Here is a 19001-nt window from a genome sequence, read left to right as displayed (position 1 = left end):
AGGGGCAATTTGGTAGAACAGGGTTTGTAATAACCCTTTAAAAGCTGGTAGCTTCACTTAAAATGAATGGTGTTTTTAATTTAATAAAGTCACGGGAACCGTTCGTTCTTTTTCTCACATTTCCAATTTCTTTTTAATCCAGCCTTCAGGCGTTCCCTTTTCCTGAAGCGCTGCCTAAGCGTTGCATTTTTTCTGAAGCGCCTCCCATTTGCGGTCGACTTCTTCCTGCATTTTTTCAATGAGTCCTTGGTTTTCTTTTTTAAAGAGATGCTTGAAACGGCCCTGGACTTTCAGGAAATCTTCGATGGGCAGCTTTTTCTTCGGCGCATAGTTGAGAATCCATTTGCCTTCAACCACCTCATACAGGGGCCAGTAACAGGTCTCAACCGCCAGCCTGCAGATATCCATGATCTCTGGCGTGTTGTAGCGCCAGCCCCTCGGGCAGGGCGCGAGGACGTTTAAAAAGGCCGCGCCTTTTGTATAGATCGCTTTTTCTGCCTTTGTATGAAGATCCTTAAAATTCCGGATAAAGGTGGTCTGTGCCGCGTAGGGGATATCGTGGGCGGCAAGCACCTCGGTCAAATCTTTTCGATTCTGCTCCTTTCCGTCTGATTCTCTGCCGACGGGGCTTGTGGTGGTGTCTGCGTACATGGGCGTCGCAGAGGAGCGCTGGATTCCTGTATTCATGTAGGCTTCGTTATCGTAACAGACATAAACCATGTCGTGGTTTCTTTCCATGGCTCCAGACAGTGACTGAAAGCCGATATCATAAGTACCGCCGTCGCCGCCAAAGGTGATAAACTTATAGTTTTCCTGCACCTTTCCCTTTTTCTTTAAAGCGCGGTACGCCGATTCCACACCGCTGCAGGTGGCCGCGGCGTTTTCGAAGGCGTTGTGTATAAAGGAGTCCTTCCACGCTGTGAAGGGATACATAAAAGAGGATACCTCCAGACATCCCGTGGCGCAGGTAATAACAGCCTCGTCGCCTTCGTGCAGGCCACGCAGGACATTCCGAACCGCGATGGTTCCGCCGCAGCCCGCACACATTCTGTGGCCTGGCGCCAGCCGTTCCTCTTTATTCATCGTTTCTTTAAAATTATACGACATTATTACTCCTCCTATTCTCTAACCGATAAATAACGGTAGTTTTCGCCGACATCGCCTGCTTTGTCCGCTTTCTGCATATCGTCAAAGACAGATGCGAGGCTTCCTGTGGTAACATCTCTGCCGCCAAGGCCGTAAACGTAATTGATCATCGGAATATTGACATTTATGTTATACAGGGCGTTCTTCACATCCTCTGCGATGGGACCTGCGTAGCCGTTATAGCTTTCGGTACGGTCCATACAGGCGATGATTTTGGCGTGTCTGACGGCCTCTGCAATTTCCTCTGAGGGGAATGGGCGGAATACCCGGATTTTGAGCATACCGGCCTTGATTCCCGCAGACCGAAGCCCGTCGACGGTATCCTTGGCCGTACCTGCCGCCGAGCCCATAATGATCATGACATACTCTGCGTCCTCCAGCTGATAAGCCTCAAACAGTCCGTAGGCTCTTCCGGAGATGCTCTCAAAATCATCCGCAACAGACTGGATGACTTTTTTGGCGTTTTTAAGGCCTTCAAGCTGCGCTCTCTTGGCTTCCATGTAATATGAGCTCACCGCGTACGGCCCAACCGCCAGGGGATCTCCGGCTTTTAAGAGATACTCGTCCGGCGTGTATTCTCCGACAAAATCCCGGACGGCATCGTCCTCGAGCAAATCGATATTTTCAACCGCATGGCTTGTGATAAAACCGTCCTGGCAGATCATGATCGGCAGGCGCACATCGGGGTGCTCGGCAATCCTGTAGGCCTGAACAAAATTGTCATAGGCCTCCTGATTGTTTTCGGCAAAAATTTGAATCCAGCCGGAGTCCCTTGCGCCCATGGCGTCGGAATGGTCACAGTTTATGTTGATCGGGCCGGACAGGGCGCGGTTGACCAGCGCCATGGCAATGGGGAGGCGGTTGGAGGCTGCCACATAGAGCATTTCCCACATAAGCGCCATCCCGCAGGAGGAGGTGGCCGTCAGCGTTCTGGCGCCGGCGGCTTCTGCGCCGATGGCTGCGCTCATGGCGCTGTGTTCACTCTCAACCGGCACAAAAATGGTGTCAACCTTGCCGTCTGCGGCAAAGCTTGAAAAATACTGGGGAACCTCAGTGGACGGCGTGATGGGGAAGGCCGGCATAACATCCGGGTTGATCTGCCGCATCGCAATGGCGATGGCTTCGTTTCCTGATAAACGTTCTCTCATCTTCTATTCTCCCTCCTTCATGATAATTGCCTCAAAGGGGCATACCCTGGCGCAGATTCCACAGCCTTTACAATGAGCCATATCAAAATCCAGGCGCTTTTCATCCTTTACCGGAATGGAGCTGTCTGGACAGACCGGCACGCAAAGCAGGCACTGCTTGCAGTTATCCTTAATATATTCCGGCGAATCTACACGCCACTCTCCGGTGTTAAAAGCTTCTGAGGTTTTGCTTCCCGCAACGCTGCAGCCGGTTGTAAGGTCCTGCCATTTGACGCTTTCCGTTAATTTAGAGATATCTGTTGCCATTTATTTTACCTCCTCGAGCGCCAGAGACAGGGCTTTCATATTACCCTCGATGACCTCTGGCTTTGACGCGAATTTATGTTCAAAGGAATGCCGCATTTCATTGAGAAACGCTTCTTTTTCCATGACGCCGCTCACCTTTACAATGGAGGCAAGCATGGGCGTGTTTGGAAAGTATTTTCCGAGAGCCTGGATGGAAACCCTGCGGGCGTCAATGGTATAAACGCCGCCGGTATAGCCCTTCAGGTGCTGGGCGAGCTCGGCTTTGTCTCTGCTGGTATTGATAATGACAGCGCCCTCGGGGCTCAGCCCCTTTGTGACGTCCACGGATTCCAGCAGAGTCTCGTCTACGACCACCACATAGTCCGGTTCATAAATATTTGAATGCACACGAATCCTGTCTCTGCTCAGCCGGTTATACGCTGTAATCGGCGCGCCCATTCGCTCAGGGCCGTACTCGGGAAAGCCCTGCACATACATTCCTGTTGAAAAGGCAACATCGGCGAGCAGCAGGGCCGCTGTTTTAGCGCCCTGACCGCCCCGGCCATGCCATCTTATCTCTAAAGTATCCTTCATTTTTTCTTTATTCTCCTTTGTTCGCTTTATTTTTTTTCATTTCTTTCTTCTGCCTTTTTTCCTCTGCCCGTTTTTCACGTTTGAGGGCAGCCGCCTGGGCAACTTCTTTCCCTTCGATTTCTTCCACTTCCAGATACTGCTTGGACCAGAACATCTTTACAAAGCCAAAGACCACCACCACCTGTAAAAACACGATGGGGAAGCCAACCAGCAGCTTAACGGCTTTCGCGCCGTCCAAACCGCCTAAAAGCAGGAACAGCAGTGCGATACCGCCCATGAGCACGCCCCAGAAAATCTGGATGCCCTTTGGCGCATCCTTGTCCTCTGCTTCATCATCCTGTCCCTTAAGGCTCATCTTGGAAACTGTAGAGGTGACCGCGTTGGCCAGAGTTACAAAGGAGATGACAATGATGACCATCATTAAAACCTTCATAACGTTTGAAAGGGGCATGCTGTCAAACAGGGTGAGCATGACGGCTTCGGTGCCGTCCTTTAACATAATGGCGTTTAAATCCAACCCACCAAAGAACTGTTCATGCGCTGCCAGTCCGCCGAAGAGCCAGCACCACACCATACCGAACAGGCCCGGCGCGATCATGTTAACGCCGATGAATTCCTTAAAGGTTCTGCCTCTGCCGAGACGCGCCAGGAAAAACCCTGTTGTCGGCGCAAAGATAAAGAAATCAATATACCAGAGCCAGTTCCACCAAACCGACCATTTATCTGCGCCCACCATCGGTTCATTAAAGGTCATGTTTGAGAAAAAATGCGTGATCATGCTGCCAGTGGTTTCTGTTCCCAGTGCAAGCGAGAAAATCGTCGGTCCAAAGATGACCACATAGACGAGCATCAGGATAAAGAGCTTGGCGTTGTTATCTCCGAGCCACTGAATCCCTTTCTTAAGTCCAGAGACGCTCGAGAGCGTGTAAATCAGGGTAATGACAATGCCGATGATAATGTAGGAAAGATAATTTGCGCCGATGCCAAACACCTGGCTGAGACCGTTGGCGACCTGCAGAATCCCATAGCCGAAGGAGCCGGCGACCCCGCCGACAATGGCAAAGGTTACAATACCGTCGATCCAGCTTCTGTAGCGGTATACCTTATCCCCAAACAGCGGATACAGGGTGGCCGACACACTGAAGGGCTGCTTCATGTTATGGTAGACATAGCCCGCGATGAGCCCGGCGATAACATATACCCCGTACAGGGTCAGCGACCAGTGCATCATGGTGTTTTCCATGGCCCAGCTCAGGGCGCCGTAGCTGCCTGCCTCGAGGCCAATACCCACGGCCGGCCTGAAGGTATACTCAATGACCTCCGCGGGTGGGAAGAAAACAATCCCCATCCCCATGCCGGCGCACAGAGACATGGCCCACCAGGTAAAGGTTTTAAATTCCGGCTTGGCGTCCTTGCCCCCCAGCTTGATCTTCCCGTATTTTGAAAACATAAAATAGAGTGCGAAAACAATACACATCAGTGTCGCGAGATTCAAAAACCATCCCAGATTGCCGCACAAAAAGTTGACGACCCCATTGAGCGCAGCGACAAAGCCCTCCTGATCAATCTGGCTCAGCACAAAAATGATGGCGAAAATGACTGCTGATATTCCAATAACAATATAATCGTACTTACGCGCTTTACTATTCATAACTTCCCCCTTCTGCTCGATTTTTACCGAGACTTAATAATGCTCCCCATTATCATAAAAACAGCTGGCCGGTATATCGGTAAAGGTCACCTGCGACTCCCCGAATCCGTTATCCTCAAACAACGCGGTCAGCGCTTTGGCGGTCTTATCCTGGATTTCCCGGGACCGCCCCAGCCATAAGATATCGGCAATGGGCATTTCCTCCTCTTTTCCTGGCTGGTCCAGATGGATGGACTGCTGGTACAAAATATGGATATGTTCCGGACTGGTCTCAGCGACCTCCACAATAATTCTTTTAACAGAATCCGCAACCGCTGCCGCTGCCTCACGGGGTATCCCGTGTATGGTTACCCTTGGCATGGCTTCTCCTTTTTGTAGACTTCAATGATTCCCTCGTAGCCGTTAATCTTAACCCAATCGCCAGTCTCGATCACCTCGCAGGGGTCGGCTGAAACAATATCTGTTACCGCCGGTGATCCGATGACAACAGTGGCCACCCCGGCGCGGGAATCCATCTTGCTGAAAATCCAGCCGGCTGGCTTGAAACCTGAGATCATGGCTGAATGAAAATGGCAGGACCAGCCGTTTGAACCCTTGCTGCACGGGAGCACCAGGATTCTTCCATGGATATTCTGGCCTTCCTCGGCGTGCCCCTTCTCAATAATTTCGCCGGTAGTATCACTGACGCCGGCCCAGCCCTGAATACTTTCCCTGCACACCAGTGCTTCACCCTCGGCAACTCCCTGAAAAGCGCCGCGTCCGTACATTGTTAAAATTTCCATTTATTTTCCCTCCAACCATTTTCCGGCAACTGCCGCATCAATACACGCGTATTTATCTCCGTAATAGACAGGATTGGTAAATTCAGAACGGATATAATGCGCCTGCTTGGCACCGTCTGTGGCCATCCCCTTGGCGTGGCCAAAATACTTACTGCCAATGACCAGCGGACAGCCGCTGGTTAAAATATAGCCGCCGGCATCCTCAACCATCTTGCAGTAGCCGTTCTGCACAGCCATCTCTCTGGTAGCGTAATCGGTCCAGATGGCAAACTCCACGTTTTCCGCGAATTTTTTTCCTTCAATGTAAAGCGCCGCGTCCCGAATTTCTTCAAGGGTATAGTGGGGACACCCCAGCGCAATAAAGTCCACAGTGTTTTCACCCTTATCACACAGCATTGCCAGCGATTCATCGTAATCCTTCTGGGTAATTTTAATGACCTGCGCGTCCTTTTTACCGCCAAGGGCCGCCTCACGGGTTGGCGCTTCGGGCGTAAAGTCGACAATGTGGCACATTTCCGCGCCGCTGGTGGTCGCCATGGCCGCAAAGCACTGCTTCAGCTTGATGAGATTCGGTTTTTTAAACGCGCCGTCAATGACGGGAACGCCGTGCGGCGGCAGCTTTCGACCAACCGTATAGCCGATAATATCCCAGTCGATCTCCGTCTCCGACGGACATTCAATTTCAAAAACGACCGTGCCGAGCCTTGCCTCCCTGGTGTGATTTCCCCAAAGCGGGGTTCTCCCGCAGACAGCGCTCCATGCAGCTGCCTCGATACCGTCGGAGTTGCCGCAGGCGCCAAAGACGGAGTTGCACATGACCACATTGCTGGACTCGGTGGTGACAAAGTGTTCTCCCTTTAAGGGAATCCATCCGATCAGATAAGGGGTACAGCTGCCCGTAATCGAGACGCCGGCTTTTTTAGTGATTTCCAGATATTCTCTGTTTTTTTCAAAGAGCTCTCTGTCCAGATGCAGAGGCTCGTAAACATACTGGTCGCAGGGCGCCACACAGGTCTGGCAGAAGCAGCCCTTTTCCATCTCACCCATGGGGATGGTTTTGTCCGCGCACAGGTACATTTTTGAAAAAATCTCATTGTAATCCTCTGAACCTAAGGATTCCAGATAAGGGTGTGCGCCGAAATAGAGGGTTGCCTTGGACACCTCGCAGAGCTCCTCCGCGCCCAGTGATTCAGCATACTCAATGATCTTCTGAATTGCAACCTGCTTGAATTCCCCAAACTCCCCGTCACGCATACGCTGTTCATATTCCGTTAGTTTTACCATTTCTCTCTCCTTGTTCGTAATTGTCCTTACCGGTAAGCTTTCTTATGCTATTTATTAAATGCAAGTATCGTGCCAATTTAAGAATGGTAAAATTCCCACATTTTTGCCCAAATTTGTGATATAATCATGGAAAATTTATCTAAAAATAAAAAAGCAACACAGATACTATTTATTTTTAGACAGCAGGAGGCCGATCATTTCATGGAAAACCCTTTTAACCACAGCGCTGAGTATCTTGAATATTTAAACAGTCTGCCAAAGGAATTTTTTTTAAGAATTCTGGAACACCTTTACCTTGGCGTTTATGTCAGCGACCGCGATGGCAACACCGTCTATGCAAACCCCGCCATTACGCGCCACTACGGAAAACGGCCGGAGGAGCTTGTGACCTATTCAAACTGGGGCATCTGGCAGGGCATTGTGTCGCCGCCGGCTTACAAGGAAGTCTTTGAAAAAAAACGGACGCTTTTTTACCGGCAGATGCACTTTTTTTCCAAGGAAATTCTCACCACCATCGCGATTCCCGTTCTGGATAAGCACCAGGATATCGACCTTCTCATCGGTGTCACCCAGGATAACATCGTGAAATTTGACCGCAGCTATGATGAAATTTACTACCAGAAAACCGATGATGCCAAGAGCAGCTTTAAAGATATCATTGGTGAGAGCAAGGTCTATCTGCAAGAGCTTCTGACACTGCGCCGCGCCGCCAAATCAAAAACCTCCATCCTGATTCTGGGAGAATCGGGAACCGGTAAATCCCTGGCCGCGCATTATGTCCATAACTGCAGCAAGCGGAAGGACCAGCCCTTTCTGGAGATAAACTGCGCCGCTATTCCGGAAAATTTACTGGAATCCGAGCTTTTCGGCTATGTGCCCCACGCCTTCACCGGGGCAAACCCAAAAGGGAAGAAGGGCCTGTTTCAACTGGCAGACCACGGCACCCTGTTCCTCGACGAGATCGGGGATCTGCCGCTGTCCCTTCAGGCGAAAATTCTGTTTGTTCTGGAGACTGGAAAATTTTTACCCATCGGCTCTGAAAAGTATATTGAAGTCGACGTCCGCGTCATCAGCGCTACCAACCAGGACCTGGAAAAGCTGATTGAGGAGAAAAAATTCAGGGATGACCTTTACTGGCGTATCAATGCCATCACCTCAATCATTCCGCCGCTCAGAGAGCGCAAGGACGATATTGTACCTATGGCCTTTCATTTTTTAAAGCAAAACAACCTCGAGAACGGCACGAACAAAAAGATGGACCCGCTCTTTATCAGCTATCTGATGCAGTATGACTGGCCCGGAAACGTGCGCGAGCTCAAAAACATTATTGAGCGGTGCTACATTCTTTCGCCAGGCTACAACATCTCGCCCGATAAATTCCCTCGAAAAATCAAGGAGCTTAACGTGGATACTCCCTATGAGCCCCAGGGCACCTTCGACGAGATGATGACAGCCTATGAACGGGATATTATAAGAGACTGCTACAAAAAAGAGAAGAATATCACAAAAGTGCAGAAAAAGCTGGGACTCTCCCAGAATAAGGCCTACCGCCTCGTGAAAAAATACTGTGCCGATTTAGAGCCATAAAAAAAGCGGCACGTGCAGTGCCGCTTTTTAAGTTAGAGTGTGTTAATTATGGAATTCTTTTTTACCGCGCGCCGACCACCTCGATTTCGATCAGGCTGCCGGGGTACAGCTTTGCCGCCTGCACGCTGCAGCGGGCTGGCCGGTGCTTTCCAAAAAAATCCGCGTACAATGCGTCGACAACCGGAAACGCATCGAGGTCTTCGACAAAAATGTTGACTTTGACAATATTACGCCGGTCCATTCCCGCCGCCTTTAAGACATTTTCAGTGTTGACCAGGGCCTGTCTGGTCTGTTCCTCGATGCCCATAAGCATTTCACCTGTTTCAGGCACCAGTCCCAGCTGGCCGGAGGTAAAGATAAAATCACCGGCCATAATCGCCTGTGAATAGTGGCCCGTCGCTTCAGGAGCCGCTTTTGTGTTAATGATCACCTTTTCCATGACTCACCTCAGATCCTGCCCGGTTCTTTAGATGCTTTCACGGTAGTTTTCGTGAATGTAGGGCAGAAGCAGCTCGTTCTGTTCCTTTGTGATCTCACTGGGGATAAAGCTGTCCAGCCGTTTTCTGACGTCCTCCTCCGCAACATCCATGACAGTCACGCTGCCCTTGTTCTGCCACTGGTTTGGATCATCCTTATTAAAGTATTTTGGCAGATAAACCTCTTCCCGGTACATTTTTGGCGTTCTCCCTTTTAGGAAGACACCCCTTGGCCCAACCTTTTTAAGGGTATCAAAGCAGAAACGATCATCCTCGCAGTTAATGCCCCGGTTAATATGAAGCGCCATGTTGTGCATTTCTTCATCGATCAGGAATTTCCCGAAGTCCGTCACATTAAAGGACCCCATGCATCCGCAGGTGTGCAGGACGATATCCGCCTCACAGTTTCTGGTAGCCTCGATGTTCATCATGGTCTCAACCCCTGCCTGTATATCCGGCTGCTTGGCGTCGCTCAGGCCGCCGCCAGTGCGGTAGGGAAGGCCATAGTAATCTGCCAGCCCGGCAGTCGCGTAGCTCACGAGCACGGACTCCGGCGAACCAATGGAGAGCTGTACGGTACGCATATCTGTCGCGGCTGAGGTATTGCCGTAAACCACAGGCACCTCAGGATTGAGAAGCTTGGCCAGCGTGTAACCCGCCAGCACCTCGGCGTTTGTCATGGCCAGCATAGACGCCATTGACGGCGGCGCTGTCATGAGCGGCATGGCGCATGGCGTCACGATGATGGCCTGCTTGGTTTCCGCCAGAATAAAGGTCCGTTCAATGGGGTCGTGATCCAGGGTAAGGGGAGACAGCGTATTGACCACATAAGCGTTGTGGACATCGTCATTCCCCTCAAACTGGTTAATGAGCTCAATATTTCTTCTGAAAGCGACCGAAACCTTCTCATCATCCATGCCAAAGGTGTTGGGGCTTGCCATGATCATGGGCTTGTGTCCATATTTCAGAATCATGGCAATATTGCCGAATATTTTCTGATCTTCTGTAAAGCTGTTGTCATAATTCAGAAAAAAGTTCATGGACGCCGCGGTAACGATCTTGCTGGTATCCGCAAGCTTAAACTGGTCCAGAACGTCCTGGTTGGTCATCTTCTCGATTCTGCCATTGTGATGGTGTCTGTAGATGTTCCCATAAATACCGATACTGTGCTGCTCGCCAGCGCCGATGGTAATATCTCCTTTGCAGGACCGGATGGTAAATTCTTTTTTCGCATATTTAAGCACTTCGTCAATCATCTTTTCCGGAATAAAAACCGTCTCGCCCTCCACCCGGGCGCCGTGCTTTTTAAATACCTCCAAAGCCTTTTCGTGCTCGAACCGCACACCGACTTCTTCCAAAATTCTGACCGAATACGCGTGAATCTTTAAGACATCTTCTTTTGAGACATACTGCTCATATTTTTTCATTTTCCTGGCTCCTTATTATATCATTCGGATAGTTTTTATGATTTTAATATAATGCAAGAAGCGTGCCATACCCGATTCACTCAATTTTCCCCATAAATGACCATTATTTTAGAGAATAATATTTATTTTTAGATAAATTTTCTTTTTGGGTTTTAAAAATAGATAATCTCATCTGTCTTTTATACTTTTTTCTGTTTGTTGTTTATTTATCTGTTCTTTTGAAATACATACTGCAGATAATGTCTTACCGCCTCCAGGGCTGATAAAGCTTATCCAGCATTCGGCAGAGCTTTAAAGCTCTCTTAATCTTTACAGTACTTTCTAATCAGCCGATAAGCTTTGGACGGTGAAATGCTTAAATCTTCTGCCACCCGGTGTGAGGTTTTATTTTCAGCGTAGGACTTCCGGACTAAATGCTTCCTGATGGCGTCAAGAATAAATTCGAAATCATACTCCGGTGCTTTTTCTTCTTCCTCCTCCAGTTTCTGAACCATCTCAAAATCCGGGAAATAGATAATGGACTTTCTGCTCAAAAAATACATTCTCTCCACAACGTGCTGGAACTCCCGGACGTTTCCAGGCCAGTCATAATCCAGCAGGGTGTACAGGGTGGCGTAATCAAAAACCTTATGGGTACCATACTTTTCATTCAGCTGGTTTAGGTAAAAATGAGCCAGGGGAATAATATCCTCTTTTCGCTCCCGAAGAGGCGGAATGGTCTGGTAAAAGGTGCTGATCCTCCAGTACAGATCTGAGCGGAACAGGTTTTTCCTGATCATTTCTTTCAGATTCTTATTTGTAGCGGTGATGATCCGGACATCTACATGGATGGCTTCCCGGCCACCAACAGGCACCAGGCTTTTGTTTTCAATAACATGGAGAATTTTGACCTGAAGGGGCAGGGGCATATCACCGATTTCATCCAAAAAGACCGTGCCGCGGTCTGCAATCTCAAAAATCCCCTGCCGTCCAGCTTTACTGGCATCGGTAAAGGCGCCCGGCGCATAGCCAAAAAGCTCGGCCTCCAGCAGATTGCCGGGGATCGCTCCGCAGTTTACTGCGAAAAAACGCCGGTCCTTTCTGGGACTGCAATCATGCACATACTGTGCGATCAGTGTTTTTCCGACACCGCTTTCACCCAAAAGCAGAATGGGCATATTGGAGTCGGCAATTTTTTTCAATTCGATCAGAGGACGCAAAAAAGCCAGGCTTCGTCCAACAATACGCTGCATTTCTCCGTCTTTGTCTGTGCGCAGATTTTCCTTTGAGCCATCCACATCCAGATAGGGCAGATTTTCCTGAAACAGCTCAATGACAAACTTAAGCTGTGTTTTTTCCTCATCCGAAAACACCGGCCTTACGATTCTTACCTGAACGGCTGATGTCATATCCTCAGAGGGCTTAAGGACAAGAGGCTCCCGGATTTCCGGGGAAAAAGGCGGCTTTTCAGCCTGCGCTGGTTTATTCTCATAGTACGCTTTCAGCCACGCTGGCTCGGTTTGATAGCATTTTCTTACAGCCGGGTTTGCGAACAGGACTGTTCCGCAGGCATCCCATACAATTATTCCCAGATACAGCTTATCTAAGGCGTCTGAAAATATCTGGTCTGGCATGGCGTATAAGTATTCCCAGTAATCCTCTGAAAAATTTAAATGATTTTTATGCTTGTTCATGGCTGGTGCTTTTCCTTTAGGTATAGAGCCTGAGTATAGGTAATGTTTAAAAATTCGGCAATTTTTTGAGTTGAATCTGACCCCTGGGCTGTGATGGCAATATTCAAAAGCACTGCCTCGGCCTGGCGGATAATACCGTTGTAATCATGACTGTATTTGTACATCCGGTCTTTAAAAACACCCAGAATATCCCTGGGCAGGCGTTCCTCATTAATTTCGTTGCTGCTCGTCAAGATAAAGGCCCGCTCGACAGCATTTTTAAGCTCCCGGATATTCCCGGGCCACGGATAGGAGAGCAGGTAGATAAAAATTAATGGGTAGAAATGCTTATGAGTCTGGTATTCATGGTTCAAATCCTCTAAAAACTCAAGGGCTAAAGGGATAATATCTTCCCTGTGTTCCCGCAGCGGGGTAATAATGCTGGTATAAGCGCTGATCCTCCAATAGAGATCCTGACGAAACTTTTTGTCTGAAATGAGACTGTGAATGTCTCTGTTTGTCGCGGTAATAATACGCACATCAATGGGAATGGATTCCGTTGAGCCAACAGGGCGTATGGTCTGGCTTTCGAGAACATGCAGCAGCTTTGCCTGTAAATGCAGGGGCATATCTCCAATTTCATCGAGGAAAAGCGTCCCTTGATCGGCCATTTCAAAAAAGCCTTTCCTGCCATTTTTTTCTGCCCCGGTAAACGCACCTCCGGCATACCCAAAGAGCTCACTTTCGATAAGGGATTCCGGAATCGCACCGCAGTTAAGCATAATGAAGGGCGCGTCCCTTCTCGGGCTGTTCGCGTGAATCAGACGGGCATAGTAGGTTTTTCCTGTTCCGCTTTCACCCTGGAGCAGTATGGGCAAATCTGATCCTGCCATGGTCATCAGCTGTTCAAGCTTAGACTGCATGGCCGCATTTTGGGAGAAGGTGGGGAAGGGGTGCTCCGACTCTGGCGCATCTGGCCTCAGACTGTCTTCCTGAATCACATGGACGGTATAGTCATACGGGCCCCTCCCATGAAAAACAGGCACAGTTGCTGAGGTGTGATAGGCATTCGATAACCGAAAGTACTGTTTGTAAAACAGCAGTCTCTGCTCTCTGAGCTGATGCCTGTAAAGTATTGGAAAAACAATGCCCTCCCATTTTCCCCAGTCGATCACATTCACCAGATCTTCCGGCTTGTTGCCATACTGCCTGATAATGGCGGGGTTGACATAGAGCACCTTTCCTCTTTTGTCTGTGATAAAAATACCAGGAAAGAGGTTGTTTAATATTTCCAGCATCATTTTTTTATCCAGCGCACATGGGCTCATAAAAGCGCCCTCCCTTCTGTTTTCGTTTTTTTAATTATAAAGGATTTTGGCAAAAAAGTCTCAGCCGTCTGCATTTCTTAAAAAACAAACTCCATTATCCGGCAATAGGATAACGGAGCTTGAGACAGGCTGTCCTGTTAATCAGCCGCTTCTGATTTTTTCTGCTGGGATTCCAGTTTTTTGGTTCTTTTCGTCAATAAGATAGCGGATACAATACCGATGGCGGAGGAGATAATCAGCAGAATGAAAATTTTGTCAAAGCCAGCGGCCACGTTTCCTGCTGCTGCCGCGTCGTCCAGCCATTTACCACAGACAGGTCCGACTAAAAAGTCAGGAATAAAGGCGATAAAGGAGATAATGCCTGTCGCGATCGCCGTCATGCCCAGCGGAACGCCCGCCTGATCCATGATGGACCAGTAGGTGGATTTCATAATATTGGCTAAAAACGCGATGACCAGTGTCAGGGCGATACACAGCGGCACAGCCGTGGAGGTAAACATAACGCCGATGATCGCAGCGATAATGGCAATAAAGAATACCAGAAAGCCCTTTCCCTTATACGTAAACTTGTCCAGCACAAAGCCGCCGATAAAACCTGCCAGCAGCACGATGATGTAGCTTCTGACAATACCGAGGGCGCTGGCTGTTGCCGGGGAAATGTTTAAAACCTGAACCGTGTAGGTGGTCAGGTAGCCGTTGCTCACCGTCCAGGAAATGTAGGCAAACATGATGACAAAAATGGTGACCCAGACACCCTTGTTTTTCAAAACCTCCATCAACGAATATTTTTTGCCACTGTCCTCCGCGCTGTCCAGTGTTTCTGCTTTGATCTCCGTTTTTGGCAGAAAGATAAGCGCCAGAACAAAGAATACAGCGCAGGCCCCGCTCCCAAAGAGTAACACTGCTTTAATCCCGGCTGCGTCACTGGCCATCACCCCCAGAATTCCCAAAAAGGCGAAGCCCATAATGGTCTGAATAATCCCGCGGGTCGCTTCACTGCTGCCGAAGATTTTACTCTGGTTATCCTTGTCCGCCAGGTTGCGGATACCATTGAGATAAGCCGACCACAGGGTGGCAATTCCAAAAAATCCGTATAAAATATGAACGATGATTAAAACAATAAAGTTTGTTGTAAGAGCGAAAATGGCGGTAAGAACGGCAAAGGCCGCAAGCGTAATACAGATCAGGGTCTTGGTTGAAAACTTATCCGCGACAAAGCCGCCAATCGGGTAGCAGATTGTGTTTGTAAAGGTCAAGGCCGAGGCCAAAAGGCCGATCTGCGTGTTTGAAAACTGATACGCCGCTGCAAACTGATCATAAAAAGTATATCTTAAATACGGAATCTGATACGCCAGAGCAACTGTGGCACTCAGAATAAAAAACACCATAAATGTCTGAAAATTAAATTTTTTCATGAGAATCTCCTCTTTAAATAATCCCCTTTGTTACACCCCTTTAAAGGTTAATCCTTATTCAGAAAGCTATGCTTTTCTGAATAAGGAATTCTCAGCATATTAAAATTTGTAGCCCTCCGGCAGATACGTGTTCAGCAGTTCTTTTTGTCTGTTCGTCAAATCTGGCGCTTTATAGGCCTCGTATCTCTTTTCGACCTCTTTGCTCGCTCTTTCAATAAGCGTTCCTTTGCTTTCCATCAAAGCGCCCGGTTTGCCCCCGTCGCGGTTAAACAGAAGCGGCAGGAAATGCTCTTTTCGGTAAATTTTAGGCGTTCTTCCCTGGAGATAGCTACCTCTTGGCCCAATCTCCTTAATGTTATCAAACATAATGGTTTCAGCCGTCACGTTCAGCCCTTCGTTGATGCGTTTCTGATAAAGAATCGTCTGCTCGTCCAGGACCACCTTTTCAGGGCTTCCGAGATTATAGGTGCCATAACTTCCCACCGAGTTAAGCATAAAATCCGTTTTGCCCATGAAGCCCGGCTCCAGCATCATAAACGCGTCAACCCCTGCCTGGTAGTCCAAATCGAAGCTGTTGCTTCCTCCAACGCCAGAGCGTACCGGGAAACCATAAAATCTTGCCATGGCAATTGAGCCCATCATCATCAGGTAGGATTCCGGCGAACCAATGGCCAGCTGAATGGTGCGCATGTCGGTCGGCGTGGTGACGGTTCCATAGACACAGCCAAGGCCCGGCTGAATTAACTGTACCAAAGTGATTGCACTTAACAGTGTGGCGTTGTCGTGGGTGATGGTGCCTGCCAGAGAAGGCGGGGATGTTAAATTTGTCATGGAGCAGGAGATCGGAATCACCGGCTGGTTCTCCAGGGCACATCCGATCAAGGCTGCCGCGACATCTGCCCCGATGGCCAGCGGCGACAAAACGCAGCAGTTTGTCAAACTCACATATTTATCCCATTCATCGTAAAACTGCTTCTGAAAATTTAAGACGTTGCGGTTTGCCTGAATCAGGTCTGTCTTTTTATAGTTTTCCGTATTGACGCAGTGCACCTGGTAAATCGGTTTTGTAACTGATTTGAGTGACAGCGCCAGCTGTGGTGTGAAATAATCATCTGCCGACTTGTCCAAATCCGGCGTGTCTGTACAGGAATTCATGGCGATATTGACCACCGGACTGGTCTCCTGCAGCTTATAGTAATTAACCACATCTGGAAGCATCGAGTCCCTGTAGCTTCCACCATTTTTAAAATCCTGGATCATGGTCGGAACGCTCGGCCCTGTATTGACCGGATCATACTTTTCACCAATGGTGACAGATTTTTCCAGCCCATGAACGGTGAATTCACCAGGTACGTTGGCAATAGCCTCCATAACCACATTTCTTGGAATTCGGACAACCTGCCCCTCTACCGATGCGCCGTGCTTCTTAAACACTTCCAGCGCATAGTCGTTTTCAATGGCGATGCCAACCTCTTCCAAAATTTTCAATGAATACTCGTGAATCAGCTCAACCTGTTCCTGCGTGATATATTTCTCATATAATTTTCTGTTTTGATACATAACCCATACCTCCGTAAATTTACAATGCGCATTTGTTGTGAATTATCTAATGCAAGCTTTGTGCCAAAACCCTAATCTGCACAAAACCCCTTTAAACAGACATTTTTTAATAAAGCAATTAAAATTATTTTTCAATTTTATTAAAATAATACCGTTTTTAAAACAAACACGACAATAATTTTGAAAAAAATAAGAACCCTTTCCTGGAAAGAGTTCTTTAAAGAGCAATATTATGAAATTTTTATTTAAACATGGCCGTATATTCCAGTTGAAAGAAACAAAGCAAGCCCTATAAATTTTTCATATATTTGAAATTTCAAACCTACTCTGACTGTGGGCTTTTTACCCAGTAGCTGATACAGCGGGCATCCGTATCATTGCTCAGACTGTGATTCGTTTTAGCCTTGATATAAAATGCGTCTCCCTTGTTCAGGTGATGGTAGTCCTTCTCGATCCGTATTTCCATGCTCCCCTCGATAATCAGGCCTATTTCATCATAGTTATGCACCCAGTTCGAGGCGTCATATTTTGTATGAGGCTCCAGTGTGATACACAGTCCCTCCATCTCATCCTCGCCAAACACAATGGATTCGTAACAGACAGCCCCTTCTTTTTCAAAAATAACCGTACGTTCATTTTTTTTTATAACTGTGCGGCTTTCGATATTTTCCTCCAGCAGCTCACTCAGGGAAACATCCAGAATACCGCATATTTTCTGGATATTCTCAAGGGTAGGACTGCAGGCGTCACGCTCCAGGTTACTCAAATATCCAATGGACAGCTCTGCCTTTTCGGAAAGCTTTTTTAACGTCAGCCCTTTTTTCTTTCTTAGGTTTCGGAGTTTTTCCCCCACTTTTACAGGTGAAGGCCGCTCGTTGTTTTTCATAGCAAATCCTTTCTGAATCAGAAATTTCTATCATTATTATACTGTATTTGTAAAAAAACACAATGTTATTTTCACAAACGCATAGCAAAATTTCATATATATGAAATTTTTATTGCTTTTTGCCGTAGGCTGCTATATAATACCGCTAAAGATTACTGGAGAGCAGGAGGTTTATCATGCAACGTCAAAGTCCAAGTATATTTAATGATATTGTAGGTCCTATTATGGTTGGTCCTTCAAGTTCACACACATGCGCACCTTCAAGAATCGGCTATCTGTGCAGGCAGCTCGTGGGGGGAAACTTGAAAAAAGTCCGAATTGAATTTGCCAGAGATGGCGCTTATACCGAAATGTATCAGGGACAGCGCTCGGATATGGGATTTATTAACGGGCTTTTGGGCCACAGGCCAGAAGATCCGCGTCTGCGCGACGCCTTTACTCTGGCAAAAGAGGCCGGCGTGGAGGTCACGTTTGAAATCAGTGACTTTGTGCCCATAAAGCCAAATTTATCCCGCATGACACTCTGGGACGACTGCGGAGAGACTGCCGAAATCTATACCGACTCGACAGGCGGAGGAACTGTCCGGTTGTTAAAAATAAACGGGTTTGATGTGTCCATCACAGGCGACTGCTTTGAGCTGGTGCTGCAGAGCGAAGCAAGCGGAAACTCAGCCGAAGAACTGATGCAGGCTTGTCTCTCGCTGTTTTCCGAAAACGAGGGCTCCTCGCTTTCAGTCGGAGATAAGGGCTGTCTTATTAATATTAAAAGCCGAACGGAAATCCCTGAAGAAATCATCAACCGGATTAAGCAGCTTGAAAGCGTTGAGAGTGTTCACCTTATCACCCCGATTCTGGTGGTCACTTCCAATAAAAATGCGGTGCTCCCCTTTCACAGTGCGGAGGAACTGCAGCGTTTGGCGGAAGAAAACCATAAAGAGCTCTGGGAATTGGCCATTGACTATGAAAAGGCGCGGAGCGGCTGGAATAATAAGGCCATAAAAAACTACATGCGTTTTGTCATCGAGACGATGGAAGCTGGTGTCCGGGAAGCCCTCAAGGGCGATATCGAAATGAACGGCGTGCTAAAACCAACCGCCGGAAAAATCGGAAACTTCATCGAACATGACCGGCGCGCTCTGGATATGGGACTATTAAACGCCATGGTCCCCTGGTCTATGGCGACGATGGAATACAGCAGCGCCATGGGTGTGGTGCTCTGCGCGCCGACGGGCGGCTCGGCCGGTGTTTTTCCCGGCGCTGTTCTGGCAGCGGCAAATCAATTAAAGCTGGACATGGATGAAAAAATAAAACTCATGCTCACAACCGCTGTCATCGGCATCGCCATGTCCAAAGATCATAACTACTCCGCAGAGCTGTACGGATGCCAGGTGGAGCCAGGCGCTGCGTCGGCCATGGCGGCAGGTGCTCTTGTGTTTTTAATGGGGGGAACGCCCAGACAGTCCCTGATGGCAGCCTCCTGTGCCGTTCAGAATATCCTCGGTACAATCTGTGACCCGGTAGCCGGATTGGTCCAGCTGCCCTGTATCAGCCGAAACGCCATGTCTGTGGCCAATTCCCTTGTCAGCGCAAACATGGTAATGGGGGGGTATGATCCGCTGATTCCTCTTGATCAGGCCGCGGAGACGATGTTCAGAGTCGGCATGCAGCTGCCAAGCGAGCTGCGCTGTACCTGTAAGGGCGGTTTATGCACAACACCCTGTGGCCAGCAGCTGGCAAAGGAACAGGATTTGAGAAACCAACAGCGATAAAAAATAGGAGA

General features: G+C 48.4%; 17 protein-coding genes. 2 read left to right on the top strand and 15 right to left on the bottom strand.

What is annotated here, in order from left to right:
• Positions 1-174: 174 nt before the first annotated feature.
• The 8 genes from DW091_RS16130 to DW091_RS16095 are packed head-to-tail and all read right to left on the bottom strand — an operon-like array spanning position 175 to position 6890.
• Positions 175-1107: a thiamine pyrophosphate-dependent enzyme gene (locus tag DW091_RS16130; protein ID WP_118518672.1), complete on the bottom strand. Its 933-nt coding sequence runs from the start codon at positions 1105-1107 to the stop codon at positions 175-177.
• A gap of 11 nt (positions 1108-1118) precedes the next feature.
• Entirely contained in the window at positions 1119-2294 is a 1176-nt protein-coding gene (gene porA / locus DW091_RS16125) for a pyruvate ferredoxin oxidoreductase (protein WP_118518671.1), read from the bottom strand.
• Positions 2295-2297: 3 nt separating this feature from the next.
• Positions 2298-2600, bottom strand: coding sequence for a 4Fe-4S binding protein (locus tag DW091_RS16120; protein WP_096918851.1), 303 nt, complete (start codon positions 2598-2600; stop codon positions 2298-2300).
• On the bottom strand, positions 2601-3173 hold the full coding sequence (locus DW091_RS16115; protein ID WP_096918850.1) for a 2-oxoacid:acceptor oxidoreductase family protein: 573 nt from the start codon (positions 3171-3173) through the stop codon (positions 2601-2603). It lies immediately after the preceding gene.
• A gap of 7 nt (positions 3174-3180) precedes the next feature.
• On the bottom strand, positions 3181-4824 hold the full coding sequence (locus tag DW091_RS16110) for a BCCT family transporter (RefSeq protein WP_058693027.1): 1644 nt from the start codon (positions 4822-4824) through the stop codon (positions 3181-3183).
• A gap of 33 nt (positions 4825-4857) precedes the next feature.
• Positions 4858-5184: a DUF1904 family protein gene (locus DW091_RS16105; RefSeq protein WP_118518670.1), complete on the bottom strand. Its 327-nt coding sequence runs from the start codon at positions 5182-5184 to the stop codon at positions 4858-4860.
• Positions 5172-5606, bottom strand: coding sequence for a DUF126 domain-containing protein (locus tag DW091_RS16100; RefSeq protein ID WP_058693025.1), 435 nt, complete (start codon positions 5604-5606; stop codon positions 5172-5174). Before DW091_RS16100 ends, DW091_RS16105 begins: the two co-directional genes overlap by 13 nt.
• A complete protein-coding gene (locus tag DW091_RS16095) occupies positions 5607-6890 on the bottom strand; it encodes an aconitase X catalytic domain-containing protein (protein WP_074616332.1) in 1284 nt (427 codons plus the stop codon).
• 201 nt (positions 6891-7091) lie between these two features.
• Here DW091_RS16095 and DW091_RS16090 point away from each other — a divergent pair, with 201 nt between their 5' ends.
• Entirely contained in the window at positions 7092-8477 is a 1386-nt protein-coding gene (locus tag DW091_RS16090; protein WP_118518669.1) for a sigma 54-interacting transcriptional regulator, read from the top strand.
• Positions 8478-8538: 61 nt separating this feature from the next.
• Here DW091_RS16090 and DW091_RS16085 read toward each other — a convergent pair whose 3' ends face one another.
• The 7 genes from DW091_RS16085 to DW091_RS16055 form a co-directional block, all read right to left on the bottom strand.
• Positions 8539-8916: a Rid family detoxifying hydrolase gene (locus DW091_RS16085; protein WP_058693022.1), complete on the bottom strand. Its 378-nt coding sequence runs from the start codon at positions 8914-8916 to the stop codon at positions 8539-8541.
• A 27-nt stretch (positions 8917-8943) separates the two neighbouring features.
• The gene (locus DW091_RS16080; protein WP_074616334.1) at positions 8944-10380 is read right to left on the bottom strand and encodes a trimethylamine methyltransferase family protein; all 1437 of its coding nucleotides are present in this window, start codon (positions 10378-10380) and stop codon (positions 8944-8946) included.
• A gap of 302 nt (positions 10381-10682) precedes the next feature.
• The gene (locus DW091_RS16075; protein ID WP_118518668.1) at positions 10683-12053 is read right to left on the bottom strand and encodes a sigma 54-interacting transcriptional regulator; all 1371 of its coding nucleotides are present in this window, start codon (positions 12051-12053) and stop codon (positions 10683-10685) included.
• The gene (locus DW091_RS16070) at positions 12050-13360 is read right to left on the bottom strand and encodes a sigma 54-interacting transcriptional regulator (RefSeq protein WP_118518667.1); all 1311 of its coding nucleotides are present in this window, start codon (positions 13358-13360) and stop codon (positions 12050-12052) included. The genes DW091_RS16075 and DW091_RS16070 overlap by 4 nt, the downstream gene beginning before the upstream one ends.
• 137 nt (positions 13361-13497) lie before the next feature.
• Positions 13498-14775 carry an MFS transporter gene (locus tag DW091_RS16065; protein WP_074616337.1) on the bottom strand — a complete coding sequence of 426 codons (1278 nt, stop codon included), beginning with the start codon at positions 14773-14775 and terminating at the stop codon, positions 13498-13500.
• A 99-nt stretch (positions 14776-14874) separates the two neighbouring features.
• Positions 14875-16335 carry a trimethylamine methyltransferase family protein gene (locus DW091_RS16060; protein WP_118518666.1) on the bottom strand — a complete coding sequence of 487 codons (1461 nt, stop codon included), beginning with the start codon at positions 16333-16335 and terminating at the stop codon, positions 14875-14877.
• Between the two features lie 322 nt (positions 16336-16657).
• Entirely contained in the window at positions 16658-17221 is a 564-nt protein-coding gene (locus DW091_RS16055) for an XRE family transcriptional regulator (protein WP_118518665.1), read from the bottom strand.
• Between the two features lie 302 nt (positions 17222-17523).
• On the opposite strand from DW091_RS16055, the gene DW091_RS16050 reads away from it, so the two are divergent.
• Complete coding sequence (locus DW091_RS16050) at positions 17524-18990, top strand: L-serine ammonia-lyase, iron-sulfur-dependent, subunit alpha (protein ID WP_317985605.1); 1467 nt, start codon at positions 17524-17526, stop codon at positions 18988-18990.
• Positions 18991-19001: the final 11 nt, after the last annotated feature.

Source organism: Eubacterium sp. AM05-23 (genome assembly GCF_003477535.1).
Lineage (GTDB): Bacteria > Bacillota > Clostridia > Eubacteriales > Eubacteriaceae > Eubacterium > Eubacterium maltosivorans.
Note: the sequence above shows the minus strand (reverse complement) of the source record. Positions and strands in the feature narration are given on the sequence as shown.